Here is a 19,837-nt window from a genome sequence, read left to right as displayed (position 1 = left end):
GGGCGACGCGTTCTCACGGCAGCTTCCGCAACTGCAGGGCGCCCCACTTCAGCGGGACACGCAGGTCGTAGATCTCCTCCCGCTTCCGCGCGCGCCATTCCACGACCTCATGCGAGGTCCTGCGGTCCACCGTGATCCGGCACTCGGCGGTGACCGCGCGTTCGCCGTCCCAGGCGGCGAACAGGAGCAGGCGGGTCGTGCGGCCGGGAATGCTCACGATCAGGGCGATGCGGTCCGCATGGAGCACCTTGACCTCGACCTCGTACTGGCCGGCCAGCGGCCGCACCACGGGCTCGATGTACGTGCCGACGAAGTCGGGGAGATCGGGGATCGGCAGCAGCGTGATCTGGCCTTCCGACGGCCGCGACGGCTTCGCGGAAGCCGCTGGGGGAGCCGCTGCCTCGCTCGGCCGCTCCGGGGCGGCCGGAGTCTCGGAGACCGCCGAGTCGCTGACGGCCGGCGCCTTGGCCGCCGGCTTGCCGTCCGGCGCCTTGGGTGAATCGTCGGCGCAAAGGACGTCGTTGACCTCGTCGATGTTCTCGGGAGTCCCTCCGTCCGACCGTGCGCCCGGAACGAAGCGCCGCCACCCGGACACCGCCGACGCGGCGGACCCGGCGAGCCGGTAGGAGTCCTGCGGGAGCCGCGGCGCGGACCGTAGGGCGGTTCTGAGGCCAAGGTGGCCAGGGCCGTCCAAGAGCCCGGCGAGGCTGCCGCGCAGCGGACTCTCCCCAGGAAGGACGTGGAAGAACGCCTCAGCCCTGGTGAGGTTGCGGGCGTCCACATAGAAGAAGGGCGTGAGCTGGACGCAGTGGTCGGTCCCGGGTTTGCCCCGGCCCCGCCGGGAGTCCGGCTTCTCCTTGCCGATGAAGTTGGCGAGTATCTCGGTGTACTGCGGACGGTGGTATTTCTGCGCGTACCCGCGGGTGCGCTCACGGTCGCCGCTGCTCGGCTCCATCAGGCCGATCCAATGGTGGGAGTGCCACATGCCGATGTACTGAACTCCGAACCCCTCCCAGGCGATCCGCTCGAGCGCGTGGGTCACCCGAGGGTCGAGTTCCAATGAGGTCAGTCGTTTCTGGACCTCTCCCGCCGGACGCGTCGCGAGGAAGACCGTCGGCCCGCCGCCGTGTCCGAAGAGACCGAAGAGGCTGCCGCCGGTCTCCAGGTCGTGATGGTCCAGCGTCTCGTCGGTGATCACCGCGAGCTCGGACTCATAGATGCGGACCACGAAATGCTCGCTCATCCGAGCACCTCCACGATGTCCAGCAGGGTCCGGTCCGGCGACCAGATGGACGAGTCGAGCTCGAGATGCTCCGGCCCGGTGTCCTCGATGTAGAAGACGTCGGGCGGGGTGGCGGGGAAACCGGCGTCGAGGACGAAGGAGACCCCCAGATCGTCCGCCGAGACGATGAGCGCCACGCGATCTCGATCGAGCTCCAGGGTCTCCACGGTGAAGCCCCGTTGCTCGAGTTCCATCACTTCCATCTCCACCCGGCACGCGAACACGTCCTGCGTGCCGTAGGCCGGGTTCTCGAGCGGGGGACGAGCCGGCGAAGCGCCGGCGGCCTGAACTGGCGCATCGGCCCATCCAGGCATGGGACCGCCGATATGCCGCAGGTTCACCGCGGTGCCGCGAAGCTGCCAGTACATCTCCACGCAGGTCAGTACGAACCAGCCCACGATCGCCGCGATGATCTGCTCGTCCGGGTAGTCCAGCTCCCTCATGTTGACGTACTGCCAGATGGGCAGCGCGCCCTCGCCGGACTGGCCCACGGTCGCCCAGTTGTCCCAGCCGAAGCAGGCGATCCGGATCGGGAAGCCCGTCAGACCATCGACCGTCGGGAAGAGAGAGCCCAGGTAGGCGAACGCGTTGAGGTGATCGCCGTCGGCTTCGAAGTAGACGAGCACCGCCGGGTGCGAAGGGAACTCGAGGGCGCTGATCTCCGCGGCGCCCGTGGAGCCCTCGATCAGCCGGCTCGCCCCGCCGTCGCTGACGAACGCCCCAGTGTGCAGTGCGGCGTACCGGGAGAAGTCCGGGATCTGACGTAGGGCGTCATGGATCAGACCGGCGACCCGCCCGGTCGTGGCGCCGCCCAAGCTCAGCGGGGAGACCAGCACCGCCGGCCGCGAGTCCGTGGTCATCGACCGCAGCCGCCCGATCGTGCCCAGCGGATAGTGCGCGGCCTGGCCTTTGTAACGTTCCAACAGCAGTCGTCGCCGATGGTCCTCCTCCAAGTACGCCATCCGCGCGGCATGGCGCCGTTCGTCGGCGACCTGGCTCAGACGGTCTTGGTGGTTCATCGTGCGGATGACGCGGCGGGTGCGTAACTCATCTCCGATGAATTCCGGAATCAAGTTGACGAAGCCGCTGATCAGAGATCCACCGATGAGACTCAGGAACCACTCCACGCCCCGTACCCCCCTGCCACTGCACTGCGGGGATTCCCCAAATCCCGGTGAACAGGCCGCCATCATAAACCCTCAATGGCTCGAGAATCATGTCATTTAACGCCATGCCAGGAAAGGGTGCTTTCACGCGATCTTTCCGCGCCCGAAGCGCGTGTGGGAAACGTGTCGCCAGTGAAACCAGGAGCTGTTTCTGTCAATTGGGCGTTTGATCCCTATAAAGGGCTTATAAGGCGGCTTCCGCTGCGGATAGCTGCCGCTTTTGCGATGTATTGCCGGATATGTGAAATAGCTGCTTCAGCCCGCGAGCCGCAGCGCCTCCGCGGCGACCGCGTGGCGCAGGCCGCGGATGCCGTCGCGGCCCCGCACCGGATGTACCGCGTTCGTCAGCAGCACCACGGTCAGCCCGCGAACCGGGTCGACGACCAGTGAGGTGCCGGTGAAGCCGGAATGGCCGAAGGCGGCGCTCAGCGGTCCCACGATGGCCGGGTCGCCGATCCGTACGCCGAGGCCGTGCCGGAACGCGGCGCCCTCCGCTCCCTGGTCGCGGACCATCTCGGCCACGGTCTCCGGGCGCAGCAACGGGCCGCCGCCCAGCCGCAGCGCCTCGCCGAACGCCAGCAGGTCGTCGGCCGTCGCGAACACGCCCGCGTGCCCCGCCACGCCGCCCAGGCCGTACGCGGTCTCGTCGTGCACCTCGCCGCGCACACAGCCCGGTCCCTGGCGCTCGGGCTTCCACTCGGTGGCGGCGATCCGCAGGAGCGTCGCCGGACCCGGCCGGTAGCCGGTGTCGGTCAGGCCGAGCACGCCGGTGACCCTCTCGCCGACCAGCGCGTCCAGCGGCGCGCCGCCCGCCAGTTCGGCGACGCGGCCCACCATGACCATGCCCACGTCCGTATAGAGGTACGGCCCGCCGACGGGGCCGGTGACCGGAGTGCCGATCATCGCCGCCATGCGCGCGGCCGGATCGGCGTCGGGCAGTTCGAGGTCGATGCGGCGGGTGGGCCGCAGGCCGGCCGTGTGCGTGAGCAGGCGCCGCAGGGTGACCCGGGGGTCGGTGCCCGGCAGCCAGGCCGCCACCGGCTCGTCGAGATCCAGGCGGCCCTCCTCGGCCAGCGACAGCACCACGGCCGTGGTGAACAACTTGCTGATCGAGGCCAGGTCGAAGACCGAGTCGCGGGCCGCCGCCGGCCGGTCGGCGGTCAGGGTCCCCTCGAGGTCGGCATAGCGGACGAGCTCCCCGGCGACGGCCGAGGCCGCCACCGAGCCGTCCACGGAGATGATCGCCACCGCCGCCGAGCACACGCGCGGCACGCCGTCCGCCAGGATCGCGTCCAGCCGATCGGACATCGTTCAGCCTCCCCGTAAGTTCACCGGCTCGTGGGTTCACCGCGCCCACGAGCGGTTCCGGTCAGCGAGTCCCCGCCCCGTCAGCGCGGCCGTCAGCCGCTCAGCCGCTCAGCCGCTCAGCCGCTCAGCCGCTCAGCCGCTCAGCCGCTCAGTCGGTCAGCTGCTCAGCGCGTCGCTGAGTCGCTCGCCGTGCGATTCCAGCAGGGCGCGAGCCCCGCCGGCATCCAGCCCGTGCTGGATCATCAGCACCGCTATCTTCGCCTGTCCGCCCGCCGCGTCCAGCGCCTTGCCCGCCGTGTCGTGGTCGGCGCCGGTGATGTCGCGCACCATGCGGAGCGCCCGGTCGGCCAGCTTGCTGTTCATCGCCGACATCTCGATCATCTTGTTGCCGTACGTACGGCCGAGCCGGACCATGGAGATGGTGGAGATCATGTTGAGCACCAGCTTCTGAGCCGTGCCCGCCTTGAGCCGGGTGGAGCCGGTCACCACCTCGGGACCCACCACCACCTCGATCGCGTGCTCGGCGGCGGCCGACAGGGGCGCGCCGTCGTTGCACGAGAGGCTGACGGTCAGCGCGTCCCGCCGGGTCGCCTCCGCCAGCGCGCCGAGCACGAAAGGCGCCCGCCCGCTGGCCGACACGCCCACCACCGAGTCCAGCGGGCCCACCTCCAGCTCAGCCAGCGAGGCGGCGCCCGCGGCGGCGTCGTCCTCCGCGCCCTCGACGGAACGGGTGAGCGCGTCCGGGCCGCCCGCGATGATGCCCTGCACGAGCGACGGATCGGTGCCGAACGTCGGCGGGCACTCGGAGGCGTCGAGCACGGCCAGCCGCCCCGACGTACCGGCGCCGACGTACAGCAGCCGCCCGCCCTCGGCCATGCGCGCGGCGATCGCGTCGATGGCGGCGGAGATGACCGGGATCGCGACGGCGACCGCGGCGGGCACGGCGGCGTCGGCCTGGTTCATCAGCCGGGCGACCTGCTCTGTCGGCAGCCGGTCGATCTGGCTGTAGCGGGGATCGCTCTGTTCGGTGGGCAGCTCGGGGAGCGGATCAATCATGACGCTAATTTCCACCCTCTACTTCTCTCTTGTAAATATCTTTCAGACAATGGGTTCATGACGTACGTACGCACTGGCGCTGAACGGCTGGCCACGGATCCCACCCTGGCGGGTGGCGCCCGGCTGGGCCTGATCACCAACCCGACAGGCGTCCTGCCTGATCTGACCCCCACGACGGACGCCCTCAGCGCGGCCGGAGTGCCGCTGACGGCGCTGTTCGGCCCGGAGCACGGCATGCGGGGGACCGCTCAGGCGAACGGCGGCGAGTCCGACACGATCGACCCCGGAACCGGCCTGCCCGTCTTCAACACGCACAAGGTCTCCGGCGCGGCGCTGGAGGAGGTGGTGGCCGGCTCCGGGGTCGACACGCTGGTGTTCGACATCGCCGACATCGGCACCCGCTTCTACACCTACATCTGGACCATGTACGACCTCATGGCCGCGGCGAGCCGGCTGGGCCTGCGGTTCGTGGTGCTGGACCGGCCCAACCCGCTCGGCGGGACCCTCGAGGAGGGACCGCTGCTCGATCCGGAGTTCGCCAGCTTCGTCGGCAGGTTCCCGCTGCCGGTACGCCACGGCAGGACCGCGGGCGAGCTGGCCACGCTGTTCGGCTTCGACCTGGACCTGCGCGTGGTCACCATGGACGGGTGGCGGCGCGGCATGACCTACGCCGAGACCGGGCTGCCCTGGGTGATGCCGTCGGTCAACATGCCGACCGTCGAGACCGCCTACGCCTACCCGGCCACCGGGCTGTTCGAGGGCACGAACTTCTCCGAGGGACGCGGCACCACCCGGCCGTTCGAGCTGGTCGGCGCCCCGTACGTCGATGACCGGTTCGCGCCCGCGCTCAACGCGCTCGGCCTGCCCGGGGTGCGCTTCAGGGAGACCTGGTTCACGCCGACGTTCCACAAGCACGCGGGCACGACCGTGCACGGGGTCCAGCTGCACGTGCACGACCGGGAGGTGTACCGGCCGGTGCTGACCGGCCTGTCGATGCTGCACGTGGCCCGCACGCTGTACCCGGGCGAGCTGGCCTGGTGGGGGCCCGAGCTGTTCCTGGACCACCTGTGGGGCTCCGACACGCTCACGAGGTGCCTGGACGCCGGGGAGGACCCACGTGCGCTCTGCCCTGACCCCGTCCACCCCGAGGGACGGCTCCTCTACGGAGGCCACGTTCAGCGGCGCACCGAAGATTGCGGAATCCGTACCGACGTGTGACATCACGCCAGATCGCGTCGGTAGAGCCAGAAGACGCGTTCGGCCCGCGCGCCCACGGCGCGCGAGTAGAACCGCAGCGGCCCGACCCAGCCGATCTGCGCGCTGGACAGTCCGGCGGCGCGCATCTCGGCCAGGCAGCGGCGCAGCAGCACGCCGCCCACGCCGAGCCCGCGCGCCTCGGGCGCCGTCCCCATCGGCCCGAACCACGCGGGCCGCGCCCCCCAGGCGGCGAACCCCAGGATCCGCCCGTCACGCTCGGCGTAGTGCAGCCCGGCGGCGTTGGCGGCCTCCCAGGCCCAGTTCTGGTTCCAGCGCTCGCGCACGAACGCGGCGACCCGCTCGCGGTCCGCCGCACGCTCTTGGTCCGCCGCGAGATCCCGGTCCGTCGCGGACGCGTGCACGCTCACACCGGCCTCGGCCAGCCGTACCAGATCCTCTTCGACGGACAGGTCCGCGCCGAGGTCGGCGGTCATGTTCCAGGCCACGTGATAGCGCTCGTAGCCGAGGCGCTCCGCCAGGCACGCGGCGGCGGTGTAGCGCACGTCGATGCCCGGCCAGGCGTAGCAGGGCGGGTTCCCGGCGAAGCGCGCCTGCCTCGCCCCCTCCGACCGCAGCCACTCCTCGGCCGCGCCGACCAGCGCCCGGCCGTGCCCCCGCCCCCGCGCGTCAGGGTGTACGGCCAGCAGATCGAGGTGCCCGACGGCCGGATCCTTGGCGGACACCGAGGCCATGACGACCCCGCCGTCCCTCACCAGGGCGGTCCAGCGCCGACCCGCGGGGGGCCGCGCCAGCCGCTCGACCAGGGCCGCCCCTTCACCGCCGTCCAGCGTGAGCGCCGCCCGCGCCACCTCCGCGGCGACCGCGAGGTCGGCCGCGTCGGCGTGCCGGACTGCGGCGTCGGCCTGCCGGGTCACCAGGGTCACACCTCGCTCATCGGGCGCGCGATGACGCTGCGCCGCCGCGGGTAGTAGCAGGCGTGCTCCTGAGGTACGCCGTCCGTCACCTGGAGCAGCGGCCGCTCGCTCGTGCACCCGTCGCCCCGGAACGGGCACCGGGGCGCGAACAGGCACCCGCTGTCGGAGTGGTCCGCGGCGAGCGCCTCCAGCGGCACCACCGGCTCCTCACCGGGCCGCTCCAGCCCGTGCAGGACGGGGATGGCCGACAGCAGCGACTGCGTGTACGGATGCACCGGGTCGGCGATGATCGTGTCCACCGGCCCGCGCTCCACGACCTGGCCGCGGTAGATGACGTACAGCTCGCCGTCACCGCCGATGTAGCGCGCGGTGGCCACGTCGTGCGTGATGAACAGCACGCTGACGCCCAGCCGCTCGCGCAGGTCCTTCAGCAGCGCCAGGATGCCGAGCCGCAACGACACGTCGATCATCGAGACCGCCTCGTCGGCGACGAGCATCTCGGGGTCGACGGTCAGCGCGCGGGCGATCACGACGCGCTGCCGCATGCCGCCCGAGAGCTGGTGCGGGTAGCGCGACAGGACCGTTCCGGGGTCGAGGCCGACCAGCGACAGCACCTCGGCGGCCCGCTCGTCGATCCACCCCTTGGGCCGGCCGGTCTGCCCGGCCCGCAGCGCCAGCGGCGCCTGGAGGGTCTGGTAGATCGTCCGGGTCGGGTTCAGCGCCGAGTAGGGGTCCTGGTGGATCATCTGGATCTTGCGGAAGTGCGGCTGCCGCTGCTTGACCTTCAGCGGCGACATGGGCGTCCCGTCGATCGCGATCTCGCCCGCGTCGTAGGTCTCCAGCCCGGCGATGATGCGCCCGAGCGTGGTCTTGCCGCAGCCCGACTCGCCGATGAACGACGCGGACCCGCCCTTGGCGATCGCGAAGTCCACGCCGCGCAGCGCCGGGACCTCCCGCTTGCCGAGCATGTTGCCGCGCTGCTTGAACGTCTTGGTGATGCCCGTCCCGGTAATCACGAAGCGTGCTCCTTCACCGTCACCGCGTGGCAGGCCACGAACCTCGCCCCGTCCGCCACCACCGAGGGATCGACGGTGTCGCACACGTCCATCCGCAGCGCGCAGCGCTCCCTGAACACGCAGCCCTCCTTGGGCACCGTCGCCAGCGTCGGCGGCCGTCCCGGCAGCGCGCGGGCCTCGTCGATGTCGCCGACCAGCCGGGGGATCGCCTTGATCAGGCCCCTGGTGTAGGGATGGCGGGGCGCGCTCAGCACCTCCCTGGTGGGCCCCTGCTCCACCAGGCGTCCGCCGTACATGACCGCGAGCCGGTCGGCCACCTCGGCCACCACGCCGATGTCGTGCGTGATCACCAGGGTGGTCAGGCCGCGCTCGGCGTGCACCTCGCGGACGATCTTCAGGATGTTCGCCTGGGTGATCATGTCCAGCGCGGTCGTCGGCTCGTCCAGCACCACCAGGTGCGCGTTGAGCACCAGCGCCAGCATGATGCCGACCCGCTGCCGCATGCCGCCGGACAGCTCGTGCTGGTGCGAGTCCAGCACCCTGGCCCCGTCGAGACCCATCCGGCCCAGCAGTTCCCTGGCCTCGCGGACCAGGCCGGGCAGGTCCTCGACGCCGTGCGAGCGGCCCAGGTCGAGCAGCTGCTTGCCGACTGTCTTGAGCGGGTTGAGGGAGTTCTGGGCGGCCTGGAAGACGTACCCGATGTGGGCGCCCCTGGCCTTGCGCAGTTCCTCGCCCGCGAGCCCGACCACGTCGCCGAGCCCGTCGATCTCCACGCTGCCCGCCGCGATCCTGCCCGGCGGCTGCACCGCGTTGAGCAGCGACAGGGCCAGCGTGGACTTGCCGGATCCCGACTCGCCGACGATGCCGGTGATCGTGCCGGGCTCCAGGGTCAGGCTGATACCGCGTACGGCGGGCAACTCGCCCGCCGGCGTCTTGTAGACGACCGTGAGGCCGTCGATGCGCACTCCCGGCGCTTGGTCCGCCACTGCTACTCCTCACGCAGCCGGGGGTTGAAGATCTCGTCCATGGCGTCGACCACGAGCACGATGCCAAGGGTGAGCAGCAGGATCGCCAGCAGCGGCCCCAGCAGGTAACCGAGCGCGTTGGGCGTGATCATGGCGCCCGCCTGGAACACGGCCAGGTTGAGCATCACGCCCCAGTTGTTCGCCTCGTACGGCAGGACGCCCAGGAAGAACAGGCCCACCTGCGCGTAGACGGCGCCGGTGACCGCGATGAGCATGTTCATCGCGATGTACGGAGCCATGCTGGGCAGCAGTTCCTTGCTGATGATGTGCCTGGTGGACAGGCCCAGCCCGCGCGCGGCCTCGATGAAGCCGCGTTCGCGCAGGGACAGCGTCTGGGCGCGCACGGCCCGCGCCACCCCGCCCCAGCCGAGCAGGCCGAGCACCAGGCCCATCTGGATCGGGCTGCCGAACTTCCAGACCATCGCCAGGACCAGCAGCAGCGGCAGGCCGGGGATGGTGAGCTTCATGTCGGTGATCCGCATGAGCACGCTGTCCCAGCGGCCCCGCTTGAACCCGGAGAACAGGCCGAGCGTCGTACCGAAGACCACCGTGATGACCGCGGTCACCGCGGCGCTGAGCAGGACGTAGCGGGAGCCGGTGATGACCAGCGCGAGCACGTCCCTGCCCTGGGGATCGGTGCCGAACCAGTGCGCCCAGCTGGGCGCCTGGGTGATGGCGTTGGTGTCGCCCGGCAGCTGGTCCGGATAGAACATCGGCCCGAAGGCGCCCATGAACGCGAAGCCGGCGATGATGATCACCCCGGCCAGCCGGCTGGGCTTGCGCTTCATCACCCGCCAGACGCCGAGCCAGAAGTTACGGCGCATGGTCGCGGCGGCGGAGGCCGTCTCAGGGATCAGCACGGTGCTCATGTCGAGTCCTCTCCGCCGCGCACCCGCGGGTCGATCACCGTGTAGAACAGGTCGGCCACGATGTTCGCCACGATGACGGCGGCGGTGATCAGCAGGAAGGCCCCGCCCATCAGCGCGTAGTCGCGGGTGTTGATGCTCTCGATGAGCAGCCACCCGAGTCCCGGATAGTTGAAGATCTTCTCGATGAAGACCGCGCCGCCGAGCAGCAGCCCGAGAGACAGGGCGAGGATCGTGAACAGCGGCAGGATCGCGTTACGCGCGATGTAGCGGAAGATGATCGAGCGCTTCATGCCGCGCAGCTCGGCGGCCAGGATGAAGTCGTCGCCGAGCACGGTGACCACGCTCGACTTCATCGCCAGCACCCAGCCGCCGTAGGCCGACAGCGCGTAGGTGGCGATCGGCAGCACCGCGTGCTCGGCCAGCGAGCCGAGGTAGCCGGCGTTGAAGCCCGGCTCGAACATGATGTCCACCGGCCCGTCGGCCGGCAGGATGGGGATGAGCGTGGCGAAGATGACCACGAGCAGCATCGCCAGCACATACTGCGGGATGCCGTGCAGCAGCGAGCCGGAGATGGCCAGGGCGTCGCCCAGCTTGCTCTTGCGCTTGATGGCCGCGTAGACACCCAGGATGACGCCGACGAGGAAGCTGAGCAGCGTGCCCCCCAGCACCGGCAGGATGGTCCACTTGGCCGCCTCGCCGAGCACGCCGAGGACGGGCTGTCCCGGACGGCTGACCGAGGTGCCGAGATCGAAGTGGAGCAGCCCGCCGATGTAGTCGGTGTACTGCTGCCACAGCGAGCCCGTCGGCTGGAACCCGTACAGCACCTTGACGGCCTGCGTGGCCGCCTCCGGAGACATGCCGCTCTGGAGCAGCTTGTCGTACTGGGCCGCCATGGGGTCGCCCGGGATGTTGTTGATGATGAAGAAGCTGATCGTGGCTACCACGATGATCATGACGAAACCGCGGGCCAGGTGGCCCGCGAGTCGCCGTGCGATAAGCGTCATAAGTTACTGCTTCGACTTGACCATGCCGAGCTGGATCCACACACCGGACGCGAGCACGCCGGTGCCGAGACGAAGGATCTCGTCGTCGTGGGGCCAGCCGGTGAATCGGCTGTTGTTGACGAACTGGTTGTTGACGTAGTCCCAGAGCTGGATGACCGGCAGGTCCTGGTTGGCCGCCGTCGCCAGCTGCGCCATGATCGGCTTGGCCGCCTCCTCGTTGGCCGAGTTCAGCTTGCCGGTCAGCTCACCCGGGTCGATCTTGGTGCCGTTGACGTCGATCTGCTCGGGGCCGCCCATCCAGTTGCCGCCCTTGCCCGCCGGGGAGTGCTCGATCTTGCCCGCGACGTTGGTCCAGCCGTTGGAGGCACCGTAGAGGCGCTGGAAGATGTCGTACGGCGCCGGGCCGAGCGCCATGAGCCAGAAGCCCACGTCGTACTTGCCGGCCGCCAGCTCCTCAAGGTAGACGGGGTAGTCGGGGCTGGTCTGGATCTCCGCGTCGATGCCGGCCTTGATCAGCTGGCTCTTGATGTTCTCCTGCGCCGACAGCCAGTCGGAGAATCCGGCCGGCGCGTGCATGGAGACCTTCCACGGCTTGCCGTCGGCCAGCGTCCACTTGCCGTCCTTCTTCGTCAGCCCGGCCGACTTGAACTCCGCCTCGGCCTTGGCCGCGTCGGGCTTGTACGGGTCGAGCTTCGGAAGCGTGTCGGGGATCCAGGCCTGCGCGGCCTTCTGGTGGATGCCGCTGGTCGTGACGGCCGGCGTGCCACCCTCGGGCGAGGCGACCTTGGTGACCTGGTCGCGGTCGATGAGGTAGGCCAGGCCCCTGCGCACGTGCACGTTGTCATAGGGCTTCTTGGACTGGTTGAAGGCCATGCTCACGGCCACCGGCGAGTAGCCCTTGATGACCTCGTTGCCCGGGCCCTGCTTGATCCGGTTCATCACGTCCGTGGGAGCGGCGACGAATCCGGACTGGTCGAGCTTGCCGGCGGTGAGGTAGTTCCAGATCTGCTCGTTGCCGGTGTAGTTGAGGAACTTCACCTGCGCCGGAGCCACGTTGGCGGCGTTGTAGAAGTTCTTGTTCTTGACCAGCAGGGCTTCTCCGGGGTTGACCCGCTCCAGCACGAACGGACCGGCGGAGACGTCCTTGGGCGGGGCGAAGGCGATCACCTTCTGGCCGATGGCGGTGATCTCCGTGCGAGCCGCCTCCGCCGCCGCGCCGTCGCCCCGGGCGGTCTTGAGCTTGTCCCAGAAGTCCGCCGGAAGAACGCTGCTCCACACGTGGGCGGGCAGGACGGCCGTGTCGAGCACGCCGCGGGCGAACTTCGGACTGGGGCTGGCCATGTCCTGCGTGATCTTCAAGGTCTGGTTGTCGACGACCGTGATCTCCGCGGCGGCGCCCGCCGCGCCCGGGGTGACCGAGAAGGCGGTGCTGCCCTGGGTGTAGGCGATGCCGATGGACATCTTGACGTCCTCGGCGGTGACCGGCTTGCCGTCGGACCACTTGGCGTTCGGCTGGAGCTTCAGCGTGATCGCGGAGTTGTCCGGTGCGATCTCCCAGCTCGCCGCGATGCCGGGCAGAGCCTGGTTCGGGTCCGTCAGGTGGTTCTTGACCCACGCGATGCGCATCGCGTTGAAGCCCGAGAAGGAGTTGCCCTTGGGGTTGTACGGGTTGGCCGGCGCCGAGGCGTCGAGGCCGGGCCGGTTGACGTCGATCGTGGTGAAGAGCCCGCCACCACCGCCCGAGCTGGACTTGTTGGTGGAGCCACTGCTGCACGCTGTGGCAGTGGCCAGGCCCAGCAACGCTACTACCGCTGCTAGTCGCTTCATGTACCGCTCCGGGGAGTGTCGGACCTGCTTGAGGATCGCGTGGGATTAGCCGGACCCTACGGTCACGCACAGGTCACGTCAATAATCTCCAGGTGTTGTGAGGCTAATGTAACTTTCCTTCATGCCCCATGTCGATGGCGCTCGGCGCCATTAGCCCAGCATAAGCACCGCAGCCCCGTTGACCTGCCCATCTGCCAGATCACGGAGCGCGGAGGCGGCCCTGTCGAAGGGATAGGGCGTCGTCGTCACGTGCGGCGGACGCCCGAGTGCCAGGTCCAGATAGGCCCGTCCGTCGGCCCGGGTGTTCGCGGTCACGCTCCGTAGCGTCCGTTCCTGGAAGAGGTGGCGCTCGTAGTTCAGCGTGGGGATGTCGGTGAGGTGGATCCCGGCCACGGCGAGCGTGCCGCCCCGGTCGAGCGCCGCCAGCGCCACGGGCACCAGATCGCCCACGGGCGCGAACAGGATGGCCGCGTCCAGCGGCTCTGGCGGCCGGTCCCCGGCGGAGGCCGCGCCCAGCTCCAGGGCCAGCTCCCTGGCGGCGCTCGACCTGGTGACCACGTGGACGACGGCCCCATGGGCGATGGCCGCCTGCGTGGTCAGGTGGGCGGACGCGCCGAACCCGTAGACCCCGAGCCGCCCGCCCTCCGGCAGGTCGGCGCGGAGCAGCGCCCGATAGCCCACGATTCCGGCGCACAGCAGGGGCGCCAGCTTCTCGGCGGGCGCCCCTTCGGGCAGGGTGTAGACGTAGGCGGCGGGCACCGTCAGATACTCCGCGTAACCGCCGTCGGCATCCCACCCGGTGTAGGCCGACGAAAGGCAAAGATTTTCTTTACCGTCCAGGCAGTACCGGCAGGCCCCGCAGGTCCACCGGAGCCACGCGACCCCGACCCGCTGCCCGACGTCGCCGTCCCCGCCGACCACGCGCCCGACCACCTGGTGGCCGGGCGAGATCGCGGGGTGGCGGGGCGGCAGATCACCTTCGACCAGGTGCAGGTCGGTCCGGCACACACCGCAGGCCTCGACCTGGACCAGCACCTCTCCGACGCCCGGCTCCGGCATGGGCTTGTCCGCCATGACCAGTAGCCGGTCCGGATCCGGAATCCATGCCTTCATCGGGACCCCTTCAGCTCAGGACGCCAGCCGGGACAGCGCCAGAGAGGCGTACAGGGCGGCGCCGTCCGGCAGCACGGAGTCGTCGAACTGCGCCTCGGGGGAGTGGTTGTAGGGCGCGGTGGCCGGATCGCGGTCGGGCGGGCACGCCCCCAGGAAGACGAATGCCCCGGGGACGGCCTGCAGCACGTACGAGAAGTCCTCCGAACCCATCACCGGGTGCGGCGTGACGAAGTAGCGCCCGGGCCCGAACAGCTCCTCGGCGGTCCTGGAGACGAAGTCCGCCTCGGTGGGATCGTTCACGGTGACCGGGTAGCCCATGCCGAACGACGCCTCGACCGACAGCCCGTGCGCGGCCGCGACACCCTCGACCACCTCCACCAGCCGCCGCTTCACCAGCTCCCGGTTGCCCGGCGAGAACGTGCGCACCGTCGCCTCGAAGCGCGCCTCGTCCGGGATCACGTTGTCGGCCGTGCCTCCGTGGAAGGACCCGACCGTGACCACGACCGGGTCGAACACGTCGAACGTCCTGGTCACCATCGCCTGCAGCGACGTCACCATCTCGCAGCCCGCCTGGATGGGGTCGAGCGCGCGGTGCGGGCTGGAGCCGTGCCCGCCGCGCCCCTTCACCGTCACCTCGAACACGTCGGCCGCGGCCATGAGCGGTCCCGGCCGGGAGGCGAACAGGCCCGGGGGCAGCATCGACGAGACGACGTGCATCCCGTACGCGGCGACCGGCCGCGCGCCCGCCGCGTCGAGCACGCCCTCCTCGATCATGTGCTTGGCGCCCTCATGGCCCTCCTCGCCCGGCTGGAACATGAAGATGACGTCCCCGGCCAGCTCCGCCCGCCGCGCGCTGAGCAGGTGCGCGGCACCGGTGAGCATGGCGGTGTGCAGGTCGTGGCCGCACGCGTGCATCTGCCCGTCGATCTGCGACCGGTAGGGCAGATCATTGCGCTCGGTGACCGGCAGCGCGTCCATGTCGCCGCGCAGCAGCACCGCGGGACCCGGCCGGCCGCCCCTGAGCACGGCGGTGATCGAGCTGAGCGCCTTCCCGGTGGTGATCTCCAGGGGCAGCCCGTCGAGCGCCGCCAGGACCTTCTCCTGGGTACGCGGCAGCGCGAGGCCGATCTCAGGGGTGGTGTGCAGTGACTGACGCAGCCGGACGAGCTCGTCCCGCAGGTCGCGCGCGGATTCAGTGAACGACATGAACAACATTCTTCATGTGCTGGTTAGGAAGTCGATAAGGGACACTCGGTACGATGGGCCGCGTGACTCAGCGTAAGCGGATCAACTCCTGGCTTTCCGACATGGACGGCGTTCTCGTACACGAGGGCCGGCCCGTCCCGGGTGCGGATGTGTTCATCAAGCGGCTCAGCGAGTCCGGCAAGAAATTCCGGGTGCTGACGAACAACTCCATCTACACCCAGCGGGACCTGTCGGTACGCCTGGCGAACGCCGGTCTGGAGGTGCCCGCCGAGTCGATCTGGACCTCGGCGCTGGCCACCGCCCAGTTCCTCGACGACCAGCGGCCCGGCGGCTCCGCCTATGTGATCGGCGAGGCCGGGCTGACCACCGCGCTGCACGAGGTCGGCTACGTGCTGACCGACCTCGACCCCGACTACGTGGTGCTCGGCGAGACGCGTACCTACAGCTTCACGCAGATCACCCGGGCGATCCGCCTCATCGAGGGCGGCGCCCGCTTCATCGCCACGAACCCGGACCCGGTCGGCCCGTCCACCGAGGGCTCGCTGCCCGCCTGCGGCGCGGTCGCCGCCATGATCACCAAGGCCACCGACGTCGAGCCCTACTTCGTCGGCAAGCCCAACCCGCGGATGATGCGCAGCGCGCTCAACGAGATCGAGGCGCACAGCGAGACCACCGCGATGATCGGCGACCGGATGGACACCGACATCGTGTGCGGGATGGAGGCCGGGCTCTACACCATCCTGGTGCTCACCGGCGTCACCCAGCAGGAGCAGATCGACCGCTTCCCCTACCGGCCGTCGCTGGTCGTCGACTCGGTAGCGGACCTCATCGACCTCATCTGAACCTGACATCAGCTGACAGGTAAGCCTGGCAAGGTGCCCCGTATGACGCACATCTACCTGGAGGTCGGCCCCAAGAAGGTCTTCGCCTGCTCGCTGGAGTGGCCCGGCTGGTGCCGCGTGGCCAAGGGCGAGGAGGCGGCCATCGACCTGCTCGTGGACTACGCGCCGCGTTACCGGGTGATCGCCGAGCGGGCCGGGCTGCCGTTCGAGCCGGGCGATCCCGTGGTGGTCGCCCGCCAGCCGGGCAGCGAGATGACCGACTTCGGCGCGCCGTACGCGATCCCCGAGCTCGACCAGGAGCCGATCGACGCCGAGACCGCGCGCCGCCATGTGGCGCTGCTGCGCGCCGCCTGGGAGCTGTTCGACGAGGTCGTCGCCGAGTCGCCGGAGGACCTGCGCAAGGGCCCGCGGGGCGGCGGGCGCGACCTGTCGAAGGTCGTGGCGCACGTCACGGAGGCGGAGCGCTCCTACGCCCGGAAGGTCGACGTACGGCACAAGCCGTACAAGAGTCCGGCGGACCGCGACGCCATGCGCGAGGAACTGGCCGAGGTGCTGTCACGCCCCTGGCAGCCGCCGCAGACCACCGGCTGGCCGCCCGCCTACGCCGTGCGGCGCACGGCCTGGCACGTCATCGACCATCTGTGGGAGATCGAGGACCGCCGATGAGACGCGGCAGCGCGCTGATGTTGCGCGACAGGTAGGCGGCCACGGCCTCGGGGACGACGTGCCGGGAGGTGATCTCCGCCTCCCGCAGCGGCAGCCGTACGACCTCGTAGACCCCGCGCGACGGGTCCTCGAACTCGGGCCCGTGCCGCAGGGCCGGGTCCATGTCGATCAGGCGGCAGCCATAAACGTGCTGAGTCTTGACCTCGCCCTGCCACGGATAGGTGACCGTGGTCAGCGGGGTCACGGCCGAGACCGTCGCGCCCAGCTCCTCCAGCAGCTCCCTGTGCAGCGTGTGCTCCAGGGTCGCGTCCTCGGGCTCGACGTGGCCGCCGGGCACGGACCAGTAGACCTGGCGCCCCGGCACCGTCCGGCGGAAGATCACTAATTGCTCGTCATGGTCAAGGAGGACACCACGGACACTCGGTCGCATACGACCACCCTATTTGGCCGGTATGACCTTCGGGTAGCCTAACTTACGGTACCGTAACCTACAGGGAGACGATCTTGATGGCGATGACGCAGACGCAACTTCTGCACGAGCTGGAGCCCGTGGTCGCCGGGGAGCTGGACCGCCACAACGCGATGGCGAAAGAGTGGTTCCCGCACGAGTACATTCCGTGGAGCGAAGGCCGCGACTTCGACGGCGTCTACGGCGGCGAGGCCTGGCAGGACAGCGACTCGAAACTGCCCGAGGCCGCCCGGGTCTCGCTCATCGTCAACCTCCTCACCGAGGACAACCTGCCCAGCTACCACCACGAGATCGCCACGACGTTCGGCCGTGACGGCGCGTGGGGCACCTGGGTGGGGCGCTGGACCGCCGAGGAGGGCCGGCACGGCGTCGCGATCCGCGACTACCTCACGGTGACGCGCGCGGTCGACCCGGTCGCGCTGGAGCGCGCCCGCATGACGCACATGGAGGCGGGCTTCGCCACCGAGTACGGCACCATGCTGGAGCAGCTCGCCTACGTCTCCTTCCAGGAGCTGGCCACCCGCATCGCGCACCGCAACACCGGCCGGGCCTCCGGCGACGAGGGCTGCGAGCGGCTGCTGGCCAGGATCGCCGCCGACGAGAACCTGCACATGCTCTTCTACCGCAACCTGCTCAAGGCCGCCTTCGAGCTGGACCCCAACCAGACCATGCGCGCCGTGACCGACGTCGTGAAGACCTTCCAGATGCCCGGCTCCAGCATCGAGGGCTTCACCCGCAAGGCGATGATCATCGCCCACGAGGGCATCTACGACCTGCGCCTGCACCTGGACGACGTGCTCATGCCGGTGCTGAAGCAGTGGTCGGTGTTCGACAAGACCGGCCTCGACGCGAGCGGGGAGCAGGCCCGGGAGGAGCTGGCCGAGTTCCTGGCCAAGACCGAGACGACGGCGGCCAGGTTCGTCGAACGCCGGGCCGAGCGCAAGGCCCGCGCCGCCCAGCGCTGATCGAGTGTCCGGGCCGCTCCTGACGCCGCCCGGCTCGATTCCTGGCCCGGCCGAGTCCATCCGGTCGCCGCGCGGCCGGATCTCGCGGGCCAGGCTCGTCCGCCGATCACCAGCCGTAGCCGAACGGCTCGCGCGGCCGGTAAGGGGCCTCCAGGCGGGCGACCTCGTCAGGGGTGAGGACGAGGTCCACGGCGGCGAGCGCGTCGTCGATGTGGCCGGGGCGCGTCGCCCCCACGATCGGCGCGGCGACGGCGCTCGCCGCGCGCCCGCCCGTCGTGCCGTCGCCGGGCTTCTCGCCGAGCAGCCAGGCCAGGGCCACCCGCGCGGGCGGCACGCCGCGCTCCCCGGCGACGGCCCGCAGCGCCGCCACGACGCCGTCGTTCTCGGTCGCACGGTCCTCGTGGGCCGCCCTGGTGGTGGCCCGCCCCTCCCCGCCGGCCAGCAGACCGCGGGCGAGCGGACTGTACGGCAGCACCCCCAGCCCCTGGTCGGCACAGTAGGGGAGCACCTCACGCTCCTCCTCCCGGTAGGCGAGGTTGTAGCGGGTTTGCATCGCCACGAACCTGGTCAACCCTGCCGCCTTCGCCACGTTCTGCGCCTTGGCCAGCTGCCAGCCGTACATGAGAGAAGCCCCGATATAGCGGGCCTTGCCCGCCCTGACCACGTCGTCCAGCGCCCGCATGGTCTCCTCGATGGGCGTCTCGTCGTCCCAGCGGTGGATCTGGTAGAGATCCACGTGGTCGGTGCCGAGCCGCCGCAGTGACGCGTCGATCGAGTCCAGGATGTGCTTGCGCGACAAACCGCGATCGTTGACCCCCGTGCCCATGGGGTAACCGACCTTGGTCGCCAGTACGTAGTCCTCGCGGCGGTCGAAGAGCCGGCGCAGCAGGCTGCCGGTGATCTCCTCGCTGACGCCGCCGGAGTACATGTCGGCGGTGTCGAAGAAGGTCACCCCGCCGTCCACCGCCCGGCGCACGATCGGCTCGGCGGCCTCCTCGGGCAGGAACCAGGGTGAGTTCGCCGGGTCGCCGTAGCTCATCATGCCCAGGCCGATCCGCGACACCTTCAGGCCCGACATTCCCACGCGTACGTAGTCCATGGGCCCATCATCCGTTAAGCCCGTGCCCCCTCTTGACCCGGAGATGGTCTTGGACATCCGCGACATCGGGAAGGTTCCCGACTACGGGCCACACATCAACATCCCTGGGAGTGAAGGGTGAGAATCTTCGGGATCGCCGCGAGCCTCCACGCGGGATCGTTCATCACCAGGCTGCTGGAGGCAATGGAGGGTGAGCTGCCCCGGGGGGCGCGCCTGGAGTGCTGGCGGGGGCTCGGCACGATCCCGCCCCACTTCCTCGGCCCCGTACCGGAGCAGGTCGGGGGCCTGCTGCGCAAGCTGGACGAGTCCGACGCGGTGCTGATCACCGCGCCCGAGCACAGCCTGCTCCCGGCTGAGCTGGGCCACGCGCTGCGCTGGATGTCGAGCGGCGGGCGCCTGGCGGGCAAGCACGTCGCCGTGATGAGCGCCAGCGTGCGCGCCTGCGGCGCCATGTGGGCGCAGGCCGAGCTGTTCAAGGAGCTCACCGGCGCGGGCGCGGTGGTGATGGGCACGGAGCTGGTGCTCTCGCCCACCTGCCCGCACTTCGACGACCAGGGCCGTCTGACGGCGCTCTACCTGCGCGATCAGGTACGGGAGGTGGTCGGCCAGCTCTGCCCCGTACCGCACAGGACGCGACCCGTGTTCACACCCCGGCTGGTCCTGGCGGGCCCTTCGGCGTAGTCCCGCCTCCCTTGCGCGGGCTGTCCGGCGTAGTCCCGGCTCCGGCCTGCGCGGGCTGTCCGGCGTAGTCCCGGCTCCGGTCTGCGGCGGGTCCTTCCGTACGGACCCGAG

At 70.1% G+C, this 19,837-nt stretch carries 19 protein-coding genes; 5 read left to right on the top strand and 14 right to left on the bottom strand.

Annotation, left to right across the window (positions count from 1 at the left end):
• Positions 1-13: 13 nt before the first annotated feature.
• The 4 genes from AB0B61_RS18405 to murQ form a co-directional block, all read right to left on the bottom strand.
• Complete coding sequence (locus tag AB0B61_RS18405; RefSeq protein WP_358432847.1) at positions 14-1,243, bottom strand: hypothetical protein; 1,230 nt, start codon at positions 1,241-1,243, stop codon at positions 14-16.
• The gene (locus AB0B61_RS18400) at positions 1,240-2,301 is read right to left on the bottom strand and encodes a hypothetical protein (protein WP_358432845.1); all 1,062 of its coding nucleotides are present in this window, start codon (positions 2,299-2,301) and stop codon (positions 1,240-1,242) included. The genes AB0B61_RS18405 and AB0B61_RS18400 overlap by 4 nt, the downstream gene beginning before the upstream one ends.
• 402 nt (positions 2,302-2,703) lie before the next feature.
• Positions 2,704-3,756, bottom strand: coding sequence for a serine hydrolase domain-containing protein (locus tag AB0B61_RS18395; protein ID WP_358432843.1), 1,053 nt, complete (start codon positions 3,754-3,756; stop codon positions 2,704-2,706).
• Between the two features lie 156 nt (positions 3,757-3,912).
• Positions 3,913-4,812, bottom strand: coding sequence for an N-acetylmuramic acid 6-phosphate etherase (gene murQ / locus AB0B61_RS18390; RefSeq protein ID WP_358432841.1), 900 nt, complete (start codon positions 4,810-4,812; stop codon positions 3,913-3,915).
• Positions 4,813-4,869: 57 nt separating this feature from the next.
• Between murQ and AB0B61_RS18385 the strand changes: the two genes are divergently transcribed.
• Entirely contained in the window at positions 4,870-6,030 is a 1,161-nt protein-coding gene (locus AB0B61_RS18385) for a DUF1343 domain-containing protein (RefSeq protein ID WP_358432839.1), read from the top strand.
• Positions 6,031-6,032: 2 nt separating this feature from the next.
• Here the strand turns inward: AB0B61_RS18385 and AB0B61_RS18380 are convergent, their stop codons facing one another.
• The 8 genes from AB0B61_RS18380 to AB0B61_RS18345 form a co-directional block, all read right to left on the bottom strand.
• Positions 6,033-6,953, bottom strand: a complete 921-nt coding sequence (locus AB0B61_RS18380) for a GNAT family N-acetyltransferase (protein ID WP_358432837.1) — start codon at positions 6,951-6,953, stop codon at positions 6,033-6,035.
• A complete protein-coding gene (locus AB0B61_RS18375; RefSeq protein ID WP_358432835.1) occupies positions 6,950-7,960 on the bottom strand; it encodes an ABC transporter ATP-binding protein in 1,011 nt (336 codons plus the stop codon). Before AB0B61_RS18375 ends, AB0B61_RS18380 begins: the two co-directional genes overlap by 4 nt.
• Positions 7,957-8,946: an ABC transporter ATP-binding protein gene (locus AB0B61_RS18370; protein WP_358432833.1), complete on the bottom strand. Its 990-nt coding sequence runs from the start codon at positions 8,944-8,946 to the stop codon at positions 7,957-7,959. The genes AB0B61_RS18375 and AB0B61_RS18370 overlap by 4 nt, the downstream gene beginning before the upstream one ends.
• A gap of 2 nt (positions 8,947-8,948) precedes the next feature.
• Positions 8,949-9,854 (bottom strand): ABC transporter permease, encoded by a 906-nt coding sequence (locus AB0B61_RS18365; RefSeq protein ID WP_357946135.1) that lies wholly within the window; start codon positions 9,852-9,854, stop codon positions 8,949-8,951.
• Positions 9,851-10,858: an ABC transporter permease gene (locus tag AB0B61_RS18360; RefSeq protein ID WP_358432831.1), complete on the bottom strand. Its 1,008-nt coding sequence runs from the start codon at positions 10,856-10,858 to the stop codon at positions 9,851-9,853. The genes AB0B61_RS18365 and AB0B61_RS18360 overlap by 4 nt, the downstream gene beginning before the upstream one ends.
• Positions 10,859-10,861: 3 nt before the next feature.
• On the bottom strand, positions 10,862-12,685 hold the full coding sequence (locus AB0B61_RS18355) for an ABC transporter substrate-binding protein (protein ID WP_358432829.1): 1,824 nt from the start codon (positions 12,683-12,685) through the stop codon (positions 10,862-10,864).
• Positions 12,686-12,835: 150 nt separating this feature from the next.
• The gene (locus AB0B61_RS18350; protein WP_358432827.1) at positions 12,836-13,798 is read right to left on the bottom strand and encodes a zinc-binding alcohol dehydrogenase family protein; all 963 of its coding nucleotides are present in this window, start codon (positions 13,796-13,798) and stop codon (positions 12,836-12,838) included.
• Positions 13,799-13,813: 15 nt separating this feature from the next.
• The gene (locus tag AB0B61_RS18345; RefSeq protein WP_358432825.1) at positions 13,814-15,004 is read right to left on the bottom strand and encodes a M20 family metallopeptidase; all 1,191 of its coding nucleotides are present in this window, start codon (positions 15,002-15,004) and stop codon (positions 13,814-13,816) included.
• Positions 15,005-15,057: 53 nt separating this feature from the next.
• On the opposite strand from AB0B61_RS18345, the gene AB0B61_RS18340 reads away from it, so the two are divergent.
• Both AB0B61_RS18340 and AB0B61_RS18335 read left to right on the top strand, forming a co-directional pair.
• A complete protein-coding gene (locus AB0B61_RS18340) occupies positions 15,058-15,846 on the top strand; it encodes an HAD-IIA family hydrolase (protein WP_358432823.1) in 789 nt (262 codons plus the stop codon).
• Between the two features lie 42 nt (positions 15,847-15,888).
• Positions 15,889-16,512 (top strand): hypothetical protein, encoded by a 624-nt coding sequence (locus AB0B61_RS18335; protein WP_358432821.1) that lies wholly within the window; start codon positions 15,889-15,891, stop codon positions 16,510-16,512.
• On the opposite strand, the gene AB0B61_RS18330 is transcribed toward AB0B61_RS18335, so the two are convergent.
• A complete protein-coding gene (locus tag AB0B61_RS18330) occupies positions 16,475-16,942 on the bottom strand; it encodes an NUDIX hydrolase (protein ID WP_358432819.1) in 468 nt (155 codons plus the stop codon). The genes AB0B61_RS18335 and AB0B61_RS18330 overlap by 38 nt on opposite strands.
• A 77-nt stretch (positions 16,943-17,019) precedes the next feature.
• On the opposite strand from AB0B61_RS18330, the gene AB0B61_RS18325 reads away from it, so the two are divergent.
• Positions 17,020-17,946: an acyl-ACP desaturase gene (locus AB0B61_RS18325; protein ID WP_358432817.1), complete on the top strand. Its 927-nt coding sequence runs from the start codon at positions 17,020-17,022 to the stop codon at positions 17,944-17,946.
• A gap of 106 nt (positions 17,947-18,052) precedes the next feature.
• Here the strand turns inward: AB0B61_RS18325 and AB0B61_RS18320 are convergent, their stop codons facing one another.
• Positions 18,053-19,045, bottom strand: coding sequence for an aldo/keto reductase (locus tag AB0B61_RS18320; protein WP_358432815.1), 993 nt, complete (start codon positions 19,043-19,045; stop codon positions 18,053-18,055).
• A 117-nt stretch (positions 19,046-19,162) separates the two neighbouring features.
• Here AB0B61_RS18320 and AB0B61_RS18315 point away from each other — a divergent pair, with 117 nt between their 5' ends.
• Positions 19,163-19,726, top strand: a complete 564-nt coding sequence (locus AB0B61_RS18315; protein WP_358432813.1) for an NAD(P)H-dependent oxidoreductase — start codon at positions 19,163-19,165, stop codon at positions 19,724-19,726.
• Positions 19,727-19,837: the final 111 nt, after the last annotated feature.

Origin of the sequence: Nonomuraea sp. NPDC049158 (assembly GCF_040648335.1) — a bacterium.
GTDB lineage: Bacteria > Actinomycetota > Actinomycetes > Streptosporangiales > Streptosporangiaceae > Nonomuraea.
This window is presented reverse-complemented; position numbering and strand designations above follow the sequence as displayed.